The following is a 16657-nucleotide window of genomic DNA, read 5'->3' on the forward strand; positions in this document are numbered from 1 at the left end:
TTTAGAAAAGGATTAGCCTTCAATATTCTTATGAAGGCTAATCAAATATGCGTTTATTTAACTAGTTTGGCTTCGATTTCCTGCTGCATGTTCTTTACAGCCTGTTCAACCGTCTGTTCACCAGCGATGGCTTTAGAAATCTGGATTTGAATGATTTCTGAGATTTCTGGATAATTAGGGGCGACAGGTCTAGATACTGCCACATTCAACCCCTCGACAAACCCTTTATCCGCAAATGTCGGGTTAGCCTTCAATACATCTGAATCCTCATAAAGTTTTGTGATAGCTGGTGCATTTCCCCCATAAATAGCGCCCAATTTTTGGCCTTCTTCACCAGCCATGAATTTCAGGAATTCCCATGCTTCTTTAGGATGTTTGGAATTTTTATTGATTCCTGCCTGCCAGCCTCCCAATGCAGCTGCAGAACCGCTATCACCCGCAGGAAGTGGAGCGACTCCTACCTTGTCGACAATCTTTGATTTTTCCTTATCATTCGCGCTTGCGAATTCATATGGCCAGTTACGGACGAAAGCTGCTTGGCCTTCAATATATGCCTGGTCAGTTTCTGTTTCAGCAAACACAGTTACGTTTTGCGGAACAAAGTCAGACTTAGCTATTTCAACAAGTTTTTTCAGCCCTTTAATCGTTTGCGGGGAATCTACGACCACATTGCCATTTTCATCAATGACTTTTCCCCCATATGAAGCAATGAATTCAATTGCGTTACAAACAAGCCCTTCATATTGTTTGGCTTGCATGGCATAACCAAATTTGGTTCCGCCCTGGCCTTTTGTGGCTTTGGCCATTTTGATCAAGTCATCCCATGTTTTAGGCACTTCGTCCTCTTTGATTAAATCTTTCCGATAGAATAATAATCCCGCATCAATAAACTTTGGCAACGCCCATTGCTTGCCATTAAATTGCGATGCCGAAAGTGCTCCCTTATTGTATTCGTTTAAATCGATGCCGTCCTTCTCAATAAACCGGTCCAATGGCAGAACATAGCCGGCCTGGGCAAATTCAGCGGGCCATATGACATCCATATCGATCACATCAATTTCGGACGATTTGGCGTTGAACGCGGTCACATACGCATCATGCTGTTGTCCAGTATCGGCTGGCATCTCCTTAAATTTCACTTTTATATTTGGGTGTGCTTTCTCAAACGCTTTAACCGTCTCTTCTGTTCCTTTCGTTACATCTTTCCCGCGGGAATACACAATAGTGACCTTCTTGTCTTTGTTGTCTGCCTTATCTACGGTTTCACTTTCCTTCGAACTGCAGGCTCCCAGCATGAGAGAAAATGCCAAAGCGCCAGTTAATATGATTCTTTTCTTCATTGTAAAATCCCCTTTACCGTTTTTTGAAAGCATTTCCGGCTTACAAAGCCGGACGGCCAATCGGTCATGCTTATGCATTGTAGGTCAGGTTGATTTTCTTATGATGAATTCCAATGGAAGCTGTATATCCATATCTTCTTTTTCAAGTTTTTGATCCAGTGCTTTCAACATGGTCTTCATTGCTGTCATCCCAATTAATTCAGAAGGCTGGCGGATGGTTGTTAAAGCAGGCTCTACCACGGAAGCAATCTGTTGATCATCAAAACCGACTACACTCAAATGTTCGGGAACACCAATTCCATGTTGTTTTGCTTCAAGGATGATCCCAGCGGCAACTTGGTCGCTGCCGGTAAAATAAGCTGTCGGAGGTTCTGCCATTGCTCTGCCTAAATGGAAAACCTTTTTCCCATCATTCAAATCCAAGATTCCTTGGAATGTGTATGCGATATCCATCATGATGCCGGCTTCCTGTAAAGCGTAGGCATAGCCATTGTATCTGTCTCTCGTTAGCGGCGTTGGCTGGTCGCCTGAGCAATACCCAATCTTTCTATGCCCGTTTTCAATAAGGTGGCGCGTTCCGATATATGCCCCCTCGAACTGATTGAGCCTGACTAACGGAACTTGTTCCTGGAATTGATATTCATTGCATAGCACCAACGGGCCATATGCATGGTAGGGAGACAGTTTGCTCCATTCGTTTTCAAATGAGGTCAGGATGATTCCATCCACTTGTTTTGATTTGAGATAGTTCATGTATGTCATTTCTTTTTGTTTATCATATTGAGTATGGCATGTAAGAATGAAGTATCCGTTTTCCGTAGCGATTTTATCGATTCCCTCCAATAAATAGGCGAAGAATGGATTTGTCAGCTTTGGGACAAGTACGGCAATTGTGTAGGTTTTTTGATTGCGAAGTTTTTGTGCGGATGCATTCGGTACATAATTCAATTTCCGAATGGCTTCTTGGACAGCTTTTTTCTTTTCTTCCGATACATAAGGATGGTTATTGATGACACGAGAAATGGTGGCTCTTGAAAGCCCGGTCAATTTAGCGACATCGGCTAGCGTTGCCAGAACATCCCCTCCTTTAAAAGTCGAACGAAATCATGAAATCGATTTCACAACATGGATTAACTGAAGTATATGCGTTTTTGAAAGCGATTACAACATTTTTAGTTAAATTTTCTGAAAAATGTAAAAAGACCCAATGAATGGGCCTTTTTACATGATGCTGAAAGACAGATTTGAACTGTCGACCTATCGCTTACGAGGCGATTGCTCTACCACTGAGCTATTTCAGCAAGTATTTAGTTGTCTTAATGACAAGTATATTTTACTCCTGTTTCTTAAGCCTTGTAAAGAGATCCGCTTATTCATTCACTAAATGTTAACTATTTTAAGTGAATTGCCTAAATTAAGAACAGTTGCCATAAAGCTCCTTTTAAAAGGCAGAATAAATGTGAGAAAATAAAGTATACTCATGGAAAGGATGATTCTGTTGGATAAAAGCAGACAAAGGATGGAAGCGCTAACATCTTCTTTTTTGGGCTATTGTATAGGGGATGCGTTAGGACTGCCTTTTGAATTTAAACAAAGAGGCCAATTTGGTCCAGTTCAGAAGATGGAAGGCTTCGGAACTCATAACCAGCCTCCAGGAACTTGGTCCGATGATACGTCTATGACCATGTGCACCGCTGAATGCCTATGCGATGGCTATCATGCTGACATAATTACACAGTCATTTTTAGACTGGTTCTACGAAGGAAAATGGACACATAATAAAAAGCGTCCTTTTTTCATTAGCCATACTACCTATAAAGTTTTATCCAAGTTAAAATATGACCAGACTCTTCTAGACGCTGGTGAGATGCACCCCTTCAGCAATGGCAACGCATCGTTGATGAGGATTTTGCCTGTTGCTTTTTTTGTGGATTCTTTCCCCTTAGAAGAAAGACTTCGCATGGTAGGAGAAGTTTCAGCCATTACCCACGCCCATCCAAGGTCGATCATAGCCTGCTCCATTTATAGTGAACTCGTGAAGGCATTATGGGAAGGTTCCACCATGACAGAGGCATTGGCTACGATGAGAGGACATATATTGGATTATTATGAACACACAGATTATAAAGCTGAATTGCCTTATTTTGAACGGATTTTACATACAGATTTATCTTCATGCACACAGAAAGAAATCAAGAGCAGCGCCTATGTGGTGGATACTTTGGAAGCTTGTTTCTGGTGCCTTTTGACTACTGGCTCCTTTCGTGAAGCATTGATAGCGGCTGTAGAATTGGGAGAAGATACCGATACAATCGCGGCACTAACAGGCGGTTTGGCCGGAATTCTATACGGAGGCTCGCAGATTCCAGAAGATTGGCTGTCCACGATCCCTAGAAAAGACGAAATATTGGAAGTTGCCGCCGCTCTCTATCACCGATGCGAACAAAACAAGTATCAACTAATTTAGCCTTCCTGCATCGTCTATGTCCATACGAAATAAGAGATCGAGGCAACTTGCTCTCGATCTCTTGTATTCATTCGGATAATTCTATCTCCAGCTATTTCTTACATATTTTGTTTCAATACTGTTTTTTTACGGTAAAACACCAACACTGCTATCACAAGAGCTGTTATACATGCGGGTATGAAAAAGGCGCTATATTTAATAAAATAGCTTTCAACTATACTCCATTGATCGCCGAACACATTTCCTAAAATGATAAAAGTAGTTGCCCAGACTGCTGCACCAGAAAAAGCAAACAGTGAAAACTTCCTGAAAGAATACCCATGGATAGCCGCTAAATAGGCGGTTACATGCCGCACTCCAGGTATAAAAAAACCGAGAAATATGAAATAGGATCCCAATTTTGAAAAAAGCCTGCCAGAAAGGTGTAGCCTCTTTTCCGTAATATGAAATGTGGGACCGAATTTTTTAATAAAGGGCAAACCAAGCTTCCGCCCTAAAAAATAACTGAGGGAAATACCGCACATCGCAGCAAAAACAGCAACAAGCAATGCCGGCAAGAGCAAGAGATGCCCCTGATAAATAGTATACCCTACATAAGTTAATAGGATTTCATCAGGTATAGGCAATCCGATGATCCCGCCGACCAATGCAATAACAATTCCGAAATAGGCAAAATGTTCGATCAAATATTGTACGTTTAAGCTCAATATAGCAGCACTTCCCTTTAACATAAATAAACTGAAAATGTTCGTTTTCTGATTCGATGCTCTTACTACCACAATACCATTTTTTTCGACAATATCAAAATGATTTCAAGATTAGTTTGCATAATGTAATTATGGTTAATTAATTATTGAGTGGGTTATTCTCAAGGACATGGCGTATTTCTCGATCTTCAACATGTGTATAAATTTGCGTAGTCGATACGCTTGCATGCCCTAAAATATACTGCAGGCTCCGGATATCCGCACCATTTCTGTAAAGGAGTGTAGCCGATGTATGCCGCAGTTTATGCGGTGTCAGCTTCTCTTTTCCTAACCCAGAACGGTCATTGATAGATGCAACAATCCTCTCCACATTCCTTCTCGATATTCTTGTCTTTTTTTGCGAAAGGAAAAGAGCCTTTTCATCTTCTGTACCCTTGAGTGCTTCTCTCTCATTCTGGATATATTGGTCCAACGCCTGCCTGCATGCCTTATTAAGAAAGATGGTCCGTTCTTTATTCCCTTTCCCGATAATATGGATGGCATCTCCTTGGATGGATTGAAGATTCAATTGGCATAGCTCCGATACACGAAGCCCCATATTAAGTAAAAAAGTGACCATACAAAAATCGCGGTAATAATGCTTCCCACTTTTGATGCCTCCCATAAAGGTATGTGTTTCCTCTAAATTCATATAGATGGGGGTCCTTTTCCCAATTTGCGGGCTTTCAAGCTCCTCAGCTGGATTGATGTCCAATAGGCGCCTTTTTCCGGTAACGTATTTAAAGAAAGAACGGATAGAAGCTACTTTTCTCGCACGGCTATGCGCGCTATTCCCTCGGACGGTTTCACAATATTCAAGAAAAGCGTAACAATCCTCCAATGTCACTTCCTTTAAAAGATCTGCTGTCATTGTATGTATCGGCGTAACTTCCACTATATCCGTTGTTATATCCAGTATGTCCTCATTTTGAGTGGCGCAAAAGTACCGAAAAAATAAAATAAGGTCATATTGGTATTCACGTCTTGTCCTTGGAGATTTTCCTTTAATCGTCGTCAAATAGATCAAAAAATCTTTTAGCAATTTAGGCATCTTCACATCCATGTATATTCTCCCCTTAAAGGCTTAAATTCTCCTTAAATTGTAGCATAAAACGTCGCCAAATTGTTATTTTGCGACGTTATTTACAATCTAGCTAATTTTTATCCATTTTAAGGGAATTATCCATCTGGATTGTATCGTACAATCTGATGTAAATGTCATTTATTAGGTTGCTTGAGAAACGCTCTCAGACGAAACGAATTAAAGATAGATGGGCATCTACCCTTTTCAATGCAAAATAAAAAAGCCCCTTTTTAGAGGGCTTTTCGCATTTAGTTTACATAATTTTTTTATAGTAAATTATACTTCTTAAGCATATCCAAAATATCTCCAGGCTCTTTAAAGACAAAATCCGGATGATAGCCTTCTTTTGTTTTAGATCCCCAATATGCTAAACCGAATTGGGCGCCTGCATTTTTAGCGCATTGATTATCATAAATGCTGTCCCCGATATATATGGCTTCTTGCCCCGAAGCACCCAGCTTTTCTAGACATAACAGCAAGGGTTCCGGATGAGGCTTATGGTGGGCTGTATCTTCCACTACCACCGCTATATCGAAATGGCTGCTAACTGGCATCTTGGAAAATTGTGTGTCATAATCATATCTGGTCTTGGATGTGACGATTCCAATATTCAAATCCGATTGGGCAATTGCAGCAATAACCCCTTCAAGACCTTTAAAGACTTCTGACTGTCGAGTGAATTGTCGTTCTTTTTCACTCCATTTTGCATGGACATTATCAATATCTTGAATGTTTAGTTTCCGCAACGATTCTTTACCTGGTATACCCAAGGCAAAGCGCAAATCCGCCAATTCGTATTCCATGCCTTCTTCTTTTAAAGTCGCTTGCAGTGATTTTAATATAGCCGTTTCATTATCGATAATAGTGCCGTCAATATCAAAAATAATACTAGTTAACATAATCGTTAGCTCCTCTCCTCTTTACAAATGATCGATCACCGTGCACTTATTTTTTGCTAATTCAGAAGATATATTTTCTGGAAGCTGCCTGTCTGTAATGACCGTATTAATATGGGTAAGATCGAACGCCCGAAAGTTCGCATGTGCATCCACTTTCGTATGGTCAAATACCAAAATGATTTTGTCAGCTACCTTTACTAATTCCCTCTTAAAGTAGATGTCTTCTTCATGCCCGTAATACAAGCCATCCTTCCGTATACAGGCGCAACTTAGAAAAGCAATGTCAAAACGGTAATCCCTCAGTTTTTCAAAAGCTGCATATCCATTGACATGGCGGGTAGAATGGTTAAGAACACCACCGAGCATATGTATGGAAATGTGTTTATTCTGGGCCAGATAATAAGCAGTATCTATGGAATTGGTCACCGCTGTAATTCCCTCTGCTTGAAGAGATTGTGATATAGAGTGGACAGTAGTTGAAATATCTAAAAAAACCACATCACCATCTGACACGAAACTTGCCGCATGGCCGCCAATTCTTCTTTTACTCAGACTTTCCGCTTCCATACGGCTTTCAAAATGATCACAGGGATTAATTAATCGATGCCTTTCTGGAAGAGTCACTCCACCGTGCGTCCTTGCCACTAAGTTCCTTTCAGCCAATTTCACTTGGTCCCTTCTTGCCGTATCCCTTGATACGCCGAATAGCGAACAAATATCCTGAGTATTCATAAAGGTGTGTGTTTCTAAGTAGTTCAAAATTTTTAACATACGTTCTTCTTGATTCATGTCTTATCACCTATTCTTATTGTAAGTGTAAATAAGCAAAACTTCAAGTAAATTTAAGTATTTATGTGAATATACGCAAAAACACTTAATCCAATACTCAGTAAGTGTATGATTGATCAAAGAGCATCGTAAAAATTATACTAAAATATCTTTTTGATGTTGGCGCTTACACAAAGTATTTTCATTCACATTTGAAGCATACATAGTTATTGAATTTTCAAATAAATACATGTATAATATTGTCAATTAATCTGTACTATTCAGTTTGGAGGTTCTGTATGAGTCAACAGAAACGATATTGGAACGCCTCTTTATACGATGAAAAACATCACTTTGTCTCTGATCTAGGGAAAGATGTAATGGAGTGGCTAACGCCTCGCCACAATGAACACATACTGGACGTAGGCTGCGGCACAGGTGACCTTACATGGGCGATTAGCCGATCTTGCCAGTCTATTATCGGAATCGATTATTCTGCCGCCATGATCGAAGAAGCCCAGCATAAATATCCCTCTTTGCCATTTCAGCAATGCGATGCTTCTAATCTCCCGTTTCATGATGAATTTGATGCGGTCTTTTCCAATGCTGCCTTGCATTGGATGAAGGATAAACGACAGGTCATAAGGAAAATCTATGAAAGCTTACAACCTGGAGGAAGATTTGTTGCTGAAATGGGAGGAAAAGGGAATGTCCACATCATAACATCCGCTTTAAAGGAGGCAATACTGCTGCATGGTGTTGAATATGATGACAGGCAATTCCCTTGGTACTTCCCAAGTATAGGCGAGTATGCTTCTCTTTTGGAACAAGAGGGTTTTCACGTAAAGCAGATGCTCCATTTTCAAAGGCCAACACATCTAAAAGGAAAAGATGGGTTAAGAAACTGGGTTACTATGTTCGCTGATCATTTATTTCCGGATTCTTTGCCCAATCATTTAAAGGAAACCATCCTGCATGAAATGGAAGTAAAGCTAGAGCCTCTCCTTTTCCATGATGGAAAATGGATTGCCGATTATCAGAGGCTGCGGTTTATTGCAATCAAATGAAAAAGGCCCTGTCGTAACGACAGGGCCTCTTTCATTTGATCAGACATTATTTATTTTCAGCAATTTGCTTTTTACGGGCTTCATAGCGTTCCATTGCAAAACGATAGTGTTGTTTTTCTTCTTCTGTTTCAGGAATAACTTGAGGTACCGGTGATGGTCTGTTATTTTCATCCACTGCAATCATCGTTAAATGCGCTTGTGATGTCATTTTCTTTTCACCAGTAATCAAATTTTCAGAATGGATCTGAACAAAGACTTCCATTGATGTTCTATGTGCGCAAACAACACTTGCTTCTATACAAATCGCTTCTCCAGCAGTAATAGGCGCATGGAATTCAAATGAATCACTCCGTACAGTAACAACAGGCTTGCGGCAATGGCGCATTGCGGAAATAACGGCGATTTTATCAGCATATGCCATAACTTTACCGCCGAAAATGGTTCCGTGATGGTTTGTATCCGGAGGCAATACTAGATCCACTAATCTTGCTTTCGATTCACTTACTTTTTTTGGTGCTAATTCTTCTGTTTCAACTTTTGACATAACTCTTTTACATCCCTTTCAGTCCGTATAATCTTCGTTGCTTCGACCATATGTGTAAGGGAAGCAATCGTTTCTTCCTCTTTTCTGGTCTTTAATCCACAGTCAGGATTAATCCAAATTTGGTCGTTCTTGATTGTTCTTTTATATTGTACAATAATTTCTACTATTTCTTCAACTGAAGGGACTCGAGGACTGTGAATATCATAGACACCTAAACCTATACCTTTATCATAACCCTGCAATTGCTTCGATAAAAGCAGGTCTCCATGGCTTCGTGATGTTTCGATAGAAATGATATCTGCATCTAGTGCACTGATGACATCCATAAACGAATTAAAATCACAATAACACATATGCGTGTGTATTTGAGTTGCTGGTTGGACCGATCCGGTAGTGAGCAAGAAAGCACGGACTGACCAATCCAAATATTCCTTCCAATCTCCTTTTTTTAACGGAAGACCCTCTCTCAGTGCCGGCTCATCGACTTGAATCATCCGGATATTGTGTGTTTCCAACGATTCAACTTCTTGCTTCAATGCTAAGGCGATTTGATAGCACACTTGTTTTCTACTAATGTCATCTCTAACGAAAGACCAATTTAAAATGGTCACCGGGCCAGTCAGCATGCCTTTCATCGGTTTCTTCGTCAACGACTGGGCAAATACGCTTTCTTTAACAGTCATAGGTTCAATGAATGCAATATCACCATAGATGATCGGCGGTTTCACACAGCGAGAGCCATAAGATTGCACCCAAGCATTTTGGCTGAATGCAAACCCTCCCAGTTTTTCGCCGAAATACTCTACCATATCATTCCGTTCAAATTCTCCATGCACTAACACATCCAGATCCATTTTTTCCTGGATATCTACCCATCTTTTAATTTGTGACTGGATAAAGGTTTCGTATTCTATTTCATTCATTATGCCTGTTTTAAATTTCCGTCTAGCACGGCGGATATCAGGACTTTGAGGAAAGCTGCCGATCGTTGTTGTCGGAAATAATGGCAGCTTCCAAAAATCCCCTTGAATCATTTTTCGTTCTTGGTAAGGATGCGACCGGTGGAAATCTTCCTCTTTTATTGCCTCTAAGGCAGATTGTACATCCTGTCGGTTTCGGAAGGGTGAATTATTCAATGCAGCAATAGCTTCTGAAGCACGATCGAAAAGAGTATTTCTCTGTTCATCTCCATTCGAAAACGATTGGACTAAGCCTGTTATTTCGCCCAGTTTTTCATCTGCAAATGCCAATGCCCCCTTTAACGTAGGATCGATATTGGTTTCATATGTAAGAGTGACAGGTACATGCAACAAGCTGCATGAAGGTGTAATCCAAAGGCGATCATTGGAAACAAATTGCAGCAAGTAATCGATCTCTTTTTTCTTTTCTGTCAAATCACTTTTCCATATATTTCGTCCATCGATGATCCCGGCGCTCAACACTTTATCTTGCGGAAATCCAAATTGCTGCAAACATTCGAGATTTCGCTTTTTGCCATGTACGAAATCAAGGCCTATCCCTTGAACGGGCAAGGATACAACAGATTCATAGTGTTCCACTGAATCAAAATAAGTCTGCAGCATAATCCGTACCGATGGTGCCGCGTTGTGCAACTGGTGATATACGTTCTCTACTAGCTCTATTTGGTCTTCTGTCAGATGTGTCACAAATGCCGGCTCATCTATTTGCACCCATTTTACACCCTCTTGTTCAAGTTCTTCCAACACTTGACCATACAGTTTTGCTAAATCATTCAACAACTGTCCAAATTGATCGTGGTTATATCCTTTTGATAAAGAAAGAAATGTATAAGGCCCAACCATTACTGGTTTCCCTTCGATCCCAGCCAGTTTCTTAGCCTTTTTATAAGCATCTAACGGTTTATTTTCCACTAATGATAAAGTAGCGCCATTCCACTCAGGAATAATGTAATGATAATTGGTATTGAACCATTTGGTCATTTCACTGGCAACAGCAGAATCATTGCCTCTAGCCATTGAGAAATAGGTATCCAATCTGCTTTGAATATCTTGATAGCGGTCAGGGATCAGATTAAACATATGCGATAAATCAAGCATATGATCATAAAAAGTAAAATCATTGATCGGAATGATATCTAATCCAGCATCCTTTTGTTTTATAAGCCCCTTCAGTCTGATCTCATCCATATTCGCCAAAAAGCTTTCTTCGTCGATCTTCCCTGCCCAGAATGCCTCGAGGTTTTTTTTCCATTCACGTTGTTCTCCAATTCTTGGATATCCTAAATTACTGCTCTTCATCTTTTTCCATCCCCATTCTTATTCAATAAAAAAACACTTCTATCCCTTTGTAGTGAAGGTTAGAAGTGCACATCAAATAAACTAATTGATTGAAATTCTAACACCTCCCTATCACCCGTAGGTCCGCAGCGTTGTCGATAAAGGAAGGTAATCTGACTCAGAAAGAAAGGAACTCTTTCCTCACAGTGGCGGGACCGTGCTGGAATTTCACCAGGCTTCCCCTTTTAATCTTAATAAAATGATTAAGAAACCAATATCCACTATTTACATGTAAAAATATAATATCTAAATTAAATAAATATTATAAAAATTTAGAAAATCATACCATGTAAAGAATTTGAAGTCAATGTATTTTTATAATCCCTATTGGAAAACTGCGTTAATTAAATCGGTTGATATATAGATGAAAAATGAACAAAATTGTGCAGTTAAAATAACATGGAAGGTCAGTTTATTAATAAACAGAAAGAATGTTCTGCATCATCTGGTGGATAAATCATTAGAGTAAGAGCTTACAGATACTCTTCACATCTGCATTATATTTATGGGACAAAATTCCGGTTTGGATTATTAGATTGATATAACTTGATTTAGAGAAGAATAGGATACAATATCCAGAAACAGGAGTAGAGAAAAGGATACTTCAAAATCAGAGGGTCTGAATCTTTCATTTAGAGAAAAAAAACAAAAACTCATGTTTAACTTGGCATCATTATAAAAAGAACCCGGATGTTTATCATCCGGGTTCTTTTGGCATCATTTTTGCAATCTATACTATTATTTAGATACTGATTTTGTTTTTTCAACATCTACTACTTTTCTGCGGTCTTTCAAGAAGAAAGTCATCAGCAGTGCAATGATGCAAAGGATAAAAGTAAAGATGAAGGATCCATTGATTCCATCGATTGCAGCATCGGCCATTTTTTTCATATAAGCCAATTTGTCTGTAGCTGCCAAAGAAGCAGATGGTTCATGAGACTTCGTTACATTCGTCATGATGGTAACTAGAATGGCTGTACCGATTGATCCGGCTACTGTACGCAATGTGTTGTTTACAGCCGTACCATGACTGATCAATTTATTAGGCAGCGAGTTGATGCCTGCTGTTGTCAATGGCATCATAACCATTGAAATACCTAAGAATCGTGCTGCATAAATAAAGGTAATCCAACCCATGCTTGTATCCAAACCAAGGAACATAAACGGAACGGTTGCCACAACCAATATGGTTAAACCAGTAATGGATAGCCAGCGGGCTCCGAATTTATCAAATACGCGACCTGTGATTGGCCCCATAATCCCCATTAACAAGGCACCAGGCAATAAAACCAGACCTGAATACAATGCGCTCTTGCCGTGGATGCTTTGGATATAGATCGGCAATACGATACTCGCTCCAAGCATTGCCATATTCAAAATAGCACCGATAGCTGTTGTTAATGCATAAATTGGCGACTTAAATACTCTGAATTCGAGCATAGGGTTTTTCATGGTTAATTGTCTCCATACGAAGGCGATAATGCCAAGTACCCCAATAATTAGGGAAGTGATGACGATTGTATCATCCCAGCCATCGTTACCTGCAGAGCTGAAGCCGTATAGGACAGCACCAAAACCGATTGTAGATAACACAATGGATAAATAATCGATTTTTGGTTTGGATAATGGAACAACATTTCTCATTGCAAAGAATGCAAAAATGATATCCAGGATCGCAATCGGCAAGACAATGTAGAACAAGTAGTGATAATCCCATGTATCTACAATCCAACCAGAAAGGGTAGGCCCAATTGCAGGAGCAAACGCAATTACAAGACCTACCATTCCCATTGCCGCTCCCCTTCTTTCAACCGGGAAGATCATTAAGAATATTGTTTGTAATAATGGCATCATGATGCCGGCGCCCATGGCCTGGATAATACGGCCAACCAACAAGACACTAAAACTATTTGCAACAGCCGCAAACACAGTACCTATCGCAAATAGGATCATAGCGATCAGGAATAATGTTTTCGAGTTGATTTTATTAATCAATAAAGCAGTCAGCGGGATCATGATCCCATTCACGAGCATAAAGGCCGTAGTCAACCATTGGCCGGTAGATGCAGTTATATCCAAATCCTTCATAATCATAGGCAATGCTGTTGCCAGCAGCGTCTGATTCAGGATCGTTACGAAAGCCCCTACTAGTATAACTGCAACTAATAGAGGTCGATTAAATGGTTTTCCATGAATATCAGTCGGATTTTCATGTGAATAACTCATTTTTAATCACCCTCTCCAAATATTTCGTTTCCCGTAAAACCCGTTGTATATATTTTATACGTGTAGTACATTTAGCAATTTTACTACAGTTTCACCAATTGTCAATCAATTTGTATCGTTCATAAAAGTTGAAATATATAAATTAAACACTTATTATATTTTTATACTACCAGTCCAAAAAGGAGCCTAGTTATGATAAATAGACAGGAAATAATTATCACCTGTGCACAGAAATTATTTAACGAAAAAGGGTACTACTCTATTTCTGTACAAGACATAATTGATGCCTCTGGCATATCAAAAGGAACTTTCTATAATTACTTTCACAGCAAGAAGGATCTCGTATTAGCCATTCTTCAACATGTAAACGATGAAATCTCCATCGAACGCCAGCACATTTCAAAATCCGGAAGCAAAAAGGATAAATATCTATTAATGAAGCAAATATCGACTAAAATGACTATTTTCCGAAAATACCGTGTCTTTTCTTTGTATGAAGCTTTAGTAATGGAAAATAACAAAGATTTAAAGGAATTCATATCAAATGAACGTATTACTGAGGTCAGCTGGCTGACACAACGCTTTATTGATGTGTTCGGCGAAGAAATCAAGCGACATGCCTTTGATTTCGCAACGGCATTTTTGGGAAGCCTGCACCATCAAATACGCATATCAGAAATGATTTCTATGGAAAGCAAATCAATTGAAGATTTTATTGAATTCAATCTTTACTATTTGGAGTGCGCCATACCGATGGTGCTAGAAAAGAAAAGAATTCTTTTTCCTCCCAACGCCATTGAAATAGTAAGTCCGCTGTACTTGGAGTGCCCTTCAAACATGTTGGATAAAATCCATGGATTGCTAGATACCGTTTTAGTAGAAGCGCAAAATGAAACTACAGAAATTAATGAAATGCTTCAATTTATTCAAAAAGAATTAAAAAACGATGAACCGAGACTGCATGTCATCGTCAATGTGACACGAATCCTTTCTTCATCAAGCGACCTCCCTTCAGAACTGTCATTGCATTTATTGGAGCTGCTCCAATATACACAGATGTATATGAAGTTTAAGAATGAAAAGGCGCAGATCAACTAATCCCTTACTACAACATCGAAGGAGCTGGCAGCCATTGATTTCATTTATTCTAACAGCGAAACGGTTTCTGACATCTTTCTTTTCTTCTATGAAATTTAAAGCTTTTCGAAGGTTGTTCTATACACTGATCATGGTTTTATTATCAGGTACGCTCTTTTACCATGAGATTGAAGGAATGACATACTTTGACGCTTTTTACTTCAGCATCATGACGATCACTACCGTTGGAGATCCACATCTTGCTCCGCAGACTGTTTTTGGAAAATCCTTCACGATTCTATATGTAAGTGTAGGAATCGGCCTAATATTCACTTTCATCGGCTTTTTGACCAAAAGCATCATCAAGCATGAAGAAGAGTTTATAATGAATGAACGAAAAAAACAATAAATTTGCTTCTTACCCTCACAGCCATGAATGAATATTGTTAATCCCTTCACAATATTTACCCATCTTTTAAACAAAAGAAACATGTAAGTATAAAAGCCCTATTCCATTTCATCGGAATAGGGCAACTATCACGTTACAGTTCTCCATTTTTGACGATAACTTCTTCATAAAACACAGTCTTCAAACGGATGAAACGTTCTATTTCATTAATGAGGATCAGCAATGCTGCTCTTGTTTCAAACTCCTCCCTCGTTTTTGGCAAATCCATTCCGGCAAATGTCACCTTTAGATTCTGGAGGTTCTCCAGCAATTCCACGGCAGGATTATCCTGGGACATCGAAATACTCAACTCTTCAAGGAAATTTGCCACCATATCGCTTTGTTCGAAAGTAGTCGGCAAATGAAGAATAGTTGGAATCGCCCTGTGCAAAATATCGATTTGTTGCGAACGCATCTTGAAATAGCGATCGTAATAGTTCTCCTTTTTAGTGAACGTATTTTCCACATTCCTCTTTGCTACCGATAAGCCATTTTTCACACACTCGGATGTTTTGATTTCAAATTCATCATTCCAAATGGGCTCTTTCTTCCGAATAAATCTGGATAATTGCATGAGCAAGAGTTTCATGTTCTCCTCTGTTTCTTTTGCCAGCTGCTTAAGTGTATTTTCGGTGCTCGGCATATACAGATTGACTAACAGGGCTATGACGATACCGATCACAATTATATAGACTTCATTTAAAATAAAGCCAACCGATAATTGCTTTTCCATATACACCTGCATGATGATGACAAAACCAGGAACAATTCCATCCTGGAGGCTAAGTTTAGCCATGATCGGGATATACAGGAACAGCAACAAACCAATAGCTAAAGGCGTATAGGCCATTCCTTCAAATAATACTGCCGCAAACGCAATTCCGGCTATACCTGCGGAGAACCGCTTTAAAGCCACCACAACTGACTGTTTTTTAGTGCTTTGAACACTCAGTAACGTAATGATCGCTGCAGTGCTGGCATTATCCAAGTGCAGCAATTGGGCAATAATAAGAGAAACCATTGCTCCAATCGCTGTTTTAATCGTCCGTGATCCGATCGTAAACATTCCATACTTCCCTTCAATCATATTAAACGCTACTTCATATGACAGGAAATCATCGAATTACTTCAATTTTCCCATTAAGAAGAACATCATATAACCAAAGATCGACGCAATGACATAAAACGCCAAATATAACAAAGCACCCGGCCCCAAGAAAATCAAACTTAAAATAGCATAAACAATCAGGCTTAATCCTGTACCCATCAAAAAGCCTGTCTTTGTTATACAAGTCAGTATTCCTTGAACTGCAAATGCCAATGGGAAAATAACCAATAAACTAAAATTATAGAAGCCTTCCCATGAAGAATTGCCATGCGTGATCATGTAATCGGATAACAATGTCAAAACAATCATAACGATTGCAGGCATTATCAAAATAAAACTGTTCTTAGCTGTTGATTTTTTCATTTAAGCATCCCTTTTTAGTATGTATTTTTTTAGTCTAAAATAACATAAAAAACAGCAATTATTTCACAAAACCCTAATAAATCGATTATTAATAAAGTAGCGAAATATAATTATACTATTTTTATATAATGACTACTACCCGTGAAGCATAAAATGCACACACTACTAGTATATCTTTCTTTCTTAAACAGACAAATTATTT

Annotated in this window: 15 protein-coding genes, 1 tRNA gene and 1 riboswitch; of the genes, 4 read left to right on the plus strand and 12 right to left on the minus strand. The window is 39.2% G+C overall.

The genetic code is table 11. From position 1 onward, the window contains the following. Positions 1 to 53: 53 nt before the first annotated feature. The 3 genes from ABC357_RS09195 to ABC357_RS09205 all read right to left on the minus strand — a co-directional run bounded on the left by ABC357_RS09195 (position 54) and on the right by ABC357_RS09205 (position 2641). Positions 54 to 1340, minus strand: a complete 1287-nt coding sequence (locus ABC357_RS09195) for an ABC transporter substrate-binding protein (RefSeq protein ID WP_412887211.1) — start codon at positions 1338 to 1340, stop codon at positions 54 to 56. Between the two features lie 84 nt (positions 1341 to 1424). Then, entirely contained in the window at positions 1425 to 2414 is a 990-nt protein-coding gene (locus tag ABC357_RS09200; RefSeq protein WP_412888625.1) for a LacI family DNA-binding transcriptional regulator, read from the minus strand. A gap of 155 nt (positions 2415 to 2569) precedes the next feature. After that, positions 2570 to 2641: transfer RNA gene (locus tag ABC357_RS09205), tRNA-Thr, on the minus strand. Positions 2642 to 2838: 197 nt separating this feature from the next. Between ABC357_RS09205 and ABC357_RS09210 the strand changes: the two genes are divergently transcribed. Next, positions 2839 to 3807, plus strand: a complete 969-nt coding sequence (locus ABC357_RS09210; protein ID WP_412887212.1) for an ADP-ribosylglycohydrolase family protein — start codon at positions 2839 to 2841, stop codon at positions 3805 to 3807. 98 nt (positions 3808 to 3905) lie between these two features. Here ABC357_RS09210 and ABC357_RS09215 read toward each other — a convergent pair whose 3' ends face one another. From ABC357_RS09215 to ABC357_RS09230, 4 genes are all read right to left on the minus strand, one after another. Continuing rightward, positions 3906 to 4514 (minus strand): DedA family protein, encoded by a 609-nt coding sequence (locus ABC357_RS09215; protein ID WP_412887213.1) that lies wholly within the window; start codon positions 4512 to 4514, stop codon positions 3906 to 3908. Positions 4515 to 4653: 139 nt separating this feature from the next. Further along, positions 4654 to 5616 (minus strand): tyrosine recombinase XerC, encoded by a 963-nt coding sequence (locus tag ABC357_RS09220; protein WP_412887214.1) that lies wholly within the window; start codon positions 5614 to 5616, stop codon positions 4654 to 4656. Between the two features lie 287 nt (positions 5617 to 5903). Further along, positions 5904 to 6536, minus strand: a complete 633-nt coding sequence (locus tag ABC357_RS09225) for an HAD family hydrolase (RefSeq protein ID WP_412887215.1) — start codon at positions 6534 to 6536, stop codon at positions 5904 to 5906. A gap of 21 nt (positions 6537 to 6557) precedes the next feature. Beyond that, on the minus strand, positions 6558 to 7325 hold the full coding sequence (locus ABC357_RS09230; RefSeq protein ID WP_412887216.1) for a DeoR/GlpR family DNA-binding transcription regulator: 768 nt from the start codon (positions 7323 to 7325) through the stop codon (positions 6558 to 6560). Between the two features lie 278 nt (positions 7326 to 7603). On the opposite strand from ABC357_RS09230, the gene ABC357_RS09235 reads away from it, so the two are divergent. Further along, on the plus strand, positions 7604 to 8371 hold the full coding sequence (locus ABC357_RS09235) for a class I SAM-dependent methyltransferase (protein WP_412887217.1): 768 nt from the start codon (positions 7604 to 7606) through the stop codon (positions 8369 to 8371). 46 nt (positions 8372 to 8417) lie between these two features. On the opposite strand, the gene ABC357_RS09240 is transcribed toward ABC357_RS09235, so the two are convergent. From ABC357_RS09240 to ABC357_RS09250, 3 genes are all read right to left on the minus strand, one after another. Continuing rightward, positions 8418 to 8915 carry an acyl-CoA thioesterase gene (locus ABC357_RS09240; RefSeq protein ID WP_412887218.1) on the minus strand — a complete coding sequence of 166 codons (498 nt, stop codon included), beginning with the start codon at positions 8913 to 8915 and terminating at the stop codon, positions 8418 to 8420. Next, positions 8888 to 11194: a 5-methyltetrahydropteroyltriglutamate--homocysteine S-methyltransferase gene (gene metE / locus ABC357_RS09245; RefSeq protein WP_412887219.1), complete on the minus strand. Its 2307-nt coding sequence runs from the start codon at positions 11192 to 11194 to the stop codon at positions 8888 to 8890. The genes ABC357_RS09240 and metE overlap by 28 nt, the downstream gene beginning before the upstream one ends. 125 nt (positions 11195 to 11319) lie before the next feature. Beyond that, a riboswitch (cobalamin riboswitch) is annotated at positions 11320 to 11464 on the minus strand. 507 nt (positions 11465 to 11971) lie between these two features. Next, positions 11972 to 13459 carry a DHA2 family efflux MFS transporter permease subunit gene (locus ABC357_RS09250; protein WP_412887220.1) on the minus strand — a complete coding sequence of 496 codons (1488 nt, stop codon included), beginning with the start codon at positions 13457 to 13459 and terminating at the stop codon, positions 11972 to 11974. Between the two features lie 192 nt (positions 13460 to 13651). Between ABC357_RS09250 and ABC357_RS09255 the strand changes: the two genes are divergently transcribed. After that, a complete protein-coding gene (locus ABC357_RS09255) occupies positions 13652 to 14557 on the plus strand; it encodes a TetR/AcrR family transcriptional regulator (RefSeq protein WP_412887221.1) in 906 nt (301 codons plus the stop codon). Positions 14558 to 14591: 34 nt separating this feature from the next. Then, positions 14592 to 14945 carry a potassium channel family protein gene (locus ABC357_RS09260; RefSeq protein WP_412887222.1) on the plus strand — a complete coding sequence of 118 codons (354 nt, stop codon included), beginning with the start codon at positions 14592 to 14594 and terminating at the stop codon, positions 14943 to 14945. A gap of 133 nt (positions 14946 to 15078) precedes the next feature. On the opposite strand, the gene ABC357_RS09265 is transcribed toward ABC357_RS09260, so the two are convergent. Together ABC357_RS09265 and ABC357_RS09270 are read right to left on the minus strand one after the other, a co-directional pair. Next, entirely contained in the window at positions 15079 to 16050 is a 972-nt protein-coding gene (locus ABC357_RS09265) for an aromatic acid exporter family protein (RefSeq protein ID WP_412887223.1), read from the minus strand. A gap of 57 nt (positions 16051 to 16107) precedes the next feature. Further along, complete coding sequence (locus tag ABC357_RS09270; RefSeq protein WP_412887224.1) at positions 16108 to 16455, minus strand: hypothetical protein; 348 nt, start codon at positions 16453 to 16455, stop codon at positions 16108 to 16110. Between the last annotated feature and the right edge of the window lie 202 nt (positions 16456 to 16657).

This window comes from Bacillus kalamii, assembly GCF_047238185.1.
Taxonomy (GTDB): domain Bacteria; phylum Bacillota; class Bacilli; order Bacillales; family DSM-1321; genus Bacillus_AD.

Bases quoted from the DNA above. Each gene is read 5' to 3' on its own strand.
- ABC357_RS09250 (WP_412887220.1), bottom strand. From the start codon at position 13,459: ATGAGTTATTCACATGAAAATCCGACTGATATTCATGGAAAACCATTT.
- ABC357_RS09220 (WP_412887214.1), bottom strand. From the start codon at position 5,616: ATGGATGTGAAGATGCCTAAATTGCTAAAAGATTTTTTGATCTATTTG.
- metE (WP_412887219.1), bottom strand. From the start codon at position 11,194: ATGAAGAGCAGTAATTTAGGATATCCAAGAATTGGAGAACAACGTGAA.
- ABC357_RS09225 (WP_412887215.1), bottom strand. From the start codon at position 6,536: ATGTTAACTAGTATTATTTTTGATATTGACGGCACTATTATCGATAAT.
- ABC357_RS09195 (WP_412887211.1), bottom strand. From the start codon at position 1,340: ATGAAGAAAAGAATCATATTAACTGGCGCTTTGGCATTTTCTCTCATG.
- ABC357_RS09240 (WP_412887218.1), bottom strand. From the start codon at position 8,915: ATGTCAAAAGTTGAAACAGAAGAATTAGCACCAAAAAAAGTAAGTGAA.
- ABC357_RS09265 (WP_412887223.1), bottom strand. From the start codon at position 16,050: ATGTTTACGATCGGATCACGGACGATTAAAACAGCGATTGGAGCAATG.
- ABC357_RS09255 (WP_412887221.1), top strand. From the start codon at position 13,652: ATGATAAATAGACAGGAAATAATTATCACCTGTGCACAGAAATTATTT.
- ABC357_RS09230 (WP_412887216.1), bottom strand. From the start codon at position 7,325: ATGAATCAAGAAGAACGTATGTTAAAAATTTTGAACTACTTAGAAACA.
- ABC357_RS09270 (WP_412887224.1), bottom strand. From the start codon at position 16,455: ATGAAAAAATCAACAGCTAAGAACAGTTTTATTTTGATAATGCCTGCA.
- ABC357_RS09235 (WP_412887217.1), top strand. From the start codon at position 7,604: ATGAGTCAACAGAAACGATATTGGAACGCCTCTTTATACGATGAAAAA.